Annotated in this window: 2 protein-coding genes; both read left to right on the top strand. The window is 39.3% G+C overall.

The genetic code is table 11. The features are described from left to right. The coding region (locus ACFIL8_RS08545) for a VENN motif pre-toxin domain-containing protein (RefSeq protein ID WP_375689441.1) at window positions 1–768 on the top strand (768 nt) is incomplete at its 5' end. 459 nt (window positions 769–1,227) lie between these two features. Then, window positions 1,228–3,327, top strand: a 2,100-nt coding sequence (locus ACFIL8_RS08550) for a DUF6990 domain-containing protein (RefSeq protein ID WP_375689443.1), incomplete at its 3' end; no start/stop codon positions are given.

Below are 3,327 nucleotides of genomic sequence, written 5' to 3' on the forward strand. Positions count from 1 at the left end.
CGCATCGCCCTGTCTGATACGGTTGGCAAATCGTTGGCGGAAGAAATCGGTACCGCCAAGGCTGAAGGCAAAATAGACACGGTCACGCAGATCGTTGCCCATGCAGGACTTGGCTGCTTAAAAGGCGCGGTTGCGAGCGGTGTTTGCTCTGCCGGTGCTGTGGGGGGTGCTGTGGGCGAAGCCACTGCTATGCTCCAGTTTAAACTGTCGACCAAAAATTTTATACAAAAAGAAATAGCAGCATTGGATGGTCGTGTTCCAACGGCAGAAGAACAAGCGCGTATCAATGCAAAGATTGAAGCACAGTTTTCTGATTTTAATGATCATGCCATTGATATCGCGCGCATAGCGGGGGGCTTTGCTGCTGCCCTTGCTGGTGGTGATGTCAATACTGGCGCTGATGCCGCAGGTAATGCTGCCGAAAATAATTTTCTTCCTGCGGTAGCAGCTGCTGTAGCGTTCATTGTGTCGCTTACGCCACAAGAGTTGGCAGCTCTGTCTCTTTTTATGGCTGGTGGAGCAACTATTGTTCAATCTCCTAACAATAGAACCGCTATAGCTGATTTCCTTACCTATTGGTTTGCATCAAAAAATGCAGAAGAAGATAGCGAAAAAACAAATCAAAACTCACAAGAAGAAAAAAACAAAGCTTCTCAGGCGAATGCTAAAGACCCACAAAACAATAATGACGATGACAATGATGGAAAAGGTAAAAAACTTAATAAAGCTAGGGAACATCATGACAAAAAACGCGATGAGAAAAAATAAAAATTAGAGGAGGAAGGATTTTCACCCAGCGAAAAAGAATTAACGATTGAAATTGAAATTACGACAGATAAAGGCACAATTAAGGTAAGAACACGTCCCGATAACACATTTATTAAGGATGGAAAACCAGCGTTTGATGAGACGAAAACAGGTAAAGCCAAATTAAGTAAAGGGCAGAAAGGTTTAAGAGAAATATGTAAAACAACAGGAAGCATAAAATTTTGTGGTTCTGAAGCTGAAAAGTATCTTAAGCAAAATAAAGAAAAATTTGATCAATATCAAAAAGATCTTAAAGGTACTATAGATAATTTTAAAGGCAGTGTAAAAGAATTGGAGAAAGAATTAGATAAATTTAACAAGAATTGGGCTAAAAATCAGCTAGATAAGAAGTGGAATGAGGGGACACTGCACCATGGAGTTGATCGACATCCAAGCTATTTAAAAGGGAAGTGAAGCATAATGAAAACGAAAGACGTAACAGAGATTTTAAAAAGATTGGGCTGGGAGATTTATCGCGATGAAGTTGGAAATACATTTGCTTATTATCATTTCTCCGATCGTATAATACGCATTCTCTATGATGTTGTAGATTATGGAGAGGATGGTGGAAGGTTGCGGCTATCAGTTGCTCTTACCACCGCCGCTTATTGTCTTGCTGAGGAATATGATAATGGCGAACAGTCGCGCTATGAATATGGTGATACGTTGATTTATGCAGAAGAAAATTTCGGAATTGTGGCACAGAATCTTTCAGAAAGTCATATCGAAGCTGTTTTAAACAAAGTAATCTTTTGGGCACAAACGCAGAATATTGAACAAAAATTGCGTGAAGAAGCCGCCAATCATTCTGCTGTTGCACAAGCATTGCTTGGCGATATTGATGCTTTAAGGTCTGATAAGCCGGCACCTCAATTACATGTACCAGAATTTGCAGATTACAAAGCGATGACGCGGTATGAGCGCCTCATTCTTTTTGCGCAAGCTTATACAAATGGGGAGTTAGACGATATTCTAACGCGTAAAAAGCCCAAACAGCGCTCGATAAGCCTTACTGCAGCAAGCCGTATTCTTAAAACCCAAGGGTGGTTTTCTACGGAACCTGGAAAAATGTGGCTCTCTTTGCCAGATCGCTTTATTCAGTTTGATTTTGGTTTTGTACATCTCCATAACAATTACAATGTCCGTCTTGAAGCTGAGATCTCTAACGAAGAGATTTCTGTAGCTTGCGAGTATATTCACTATAGGGGAGAATATAATTGGATACGACCTACGGATATTTATCAGTCTTTTAATACGATTGGGGGAGGGATTTTTAGCGGTTTTGATAAAGGGATTGATATTTGTGTAGAGACGTTGAATGAGGAAGATTTGATAAAAATCTCTGAGCGGATAATACAATGGGCACGCGCCCAAGATTTACAAGCATCAATAGAAAGCAAAACACGTGTTCAAAAGTATAGCTACAATATAGATATAGTCTGGCATTTGGCTTGTTTAGCGTTGACAGGTCGAATTGATATCCTGAAATCTTATCAAAGTTTTCTAAAAGCAGGTACGATTTCTGAACATTTGGATGATGATGACGTAGAAAAATATGTTAACCATGCCGTTGAATTTTCTGAAAAACATCTGAAAATCTTTAATGAGCGAAAAGCCATAGATGATCGTCTTAGTTTGCAAGATTTGTCTTTTCTTAATACAGTTTCTGAAGACTTAAAAAGGATGGGGTGGACAGTTTATCGAGATAAGAACTATGATCGCAATGCTTATTTTGTAAGTAAAGACCGTATCATCAATATAATGTATAACCTTCAAAGTGATGAAGAAGAGCCGATTGTTGTATTTAAGGCTTCACTTTCAACACTTGGCTTTTCCTCTGCTCATAAAGAGATTTTCTATAATATGCCTCAATATATAGCCCTCAAAGAAGCAGAAGAAGTTTATACAGTTTCTAGTACTGAATTGGATAGAGGCAAGCTAAAGGAGATTTGTACAGATATACTTGAATGGGCAGATCGGCAAAATGTTAATCAAATCATTTATGATTATGCGGCTTTTTCCCCAGACAGTGAACTTGATCTTGTAGCGCGTCACCTTATTGCGCTTGTTTTGATTGGGGATGTTGAAAAGCTCAAATCTTATAAGGAGAATTTTAGAAAGGGAAATTCTTTAGGTTTTGTGGAAGAAATCTCAAAATATAGAATTGATAATCTCCTCACTCTTGCACGGGGTTATCGAGCAGGTTTTCCGAAAAATGCACCGATTTTGAGCTTGGATCCGCAAATAGCATCTGTTGCTTCTAAAACAACTTCTGTTGAAGTGGCAGAGGAAGTGGATGACAATGATGATCGTCTCACCATGGAAAGTGCTCATGCACTTTTGAAAAGCTTAGGTTGGTCAACCGAGAAAATCAATGAGAATGATCATATGGCAAGCTATCAATTGGCTGATCGTGAAGTAGACATTCTTTATAACGACGAAATTGCCAAAGATTGTCCGCAATTTGATAGCGCCTTTTTGATTAGCACGGGCATTCTTTCCGCTGCTTGTAAATTCATT

The organism is Bartonella sp. AP57NXGY (assembly GCF_042195805.1).
In the GTDB taxonomy this organism is placed as follows: Bacteria; Pseudomonadota; Alphaproteobacteria; order Rhizobiales; family Rhizobiaceae; genus Bartonella.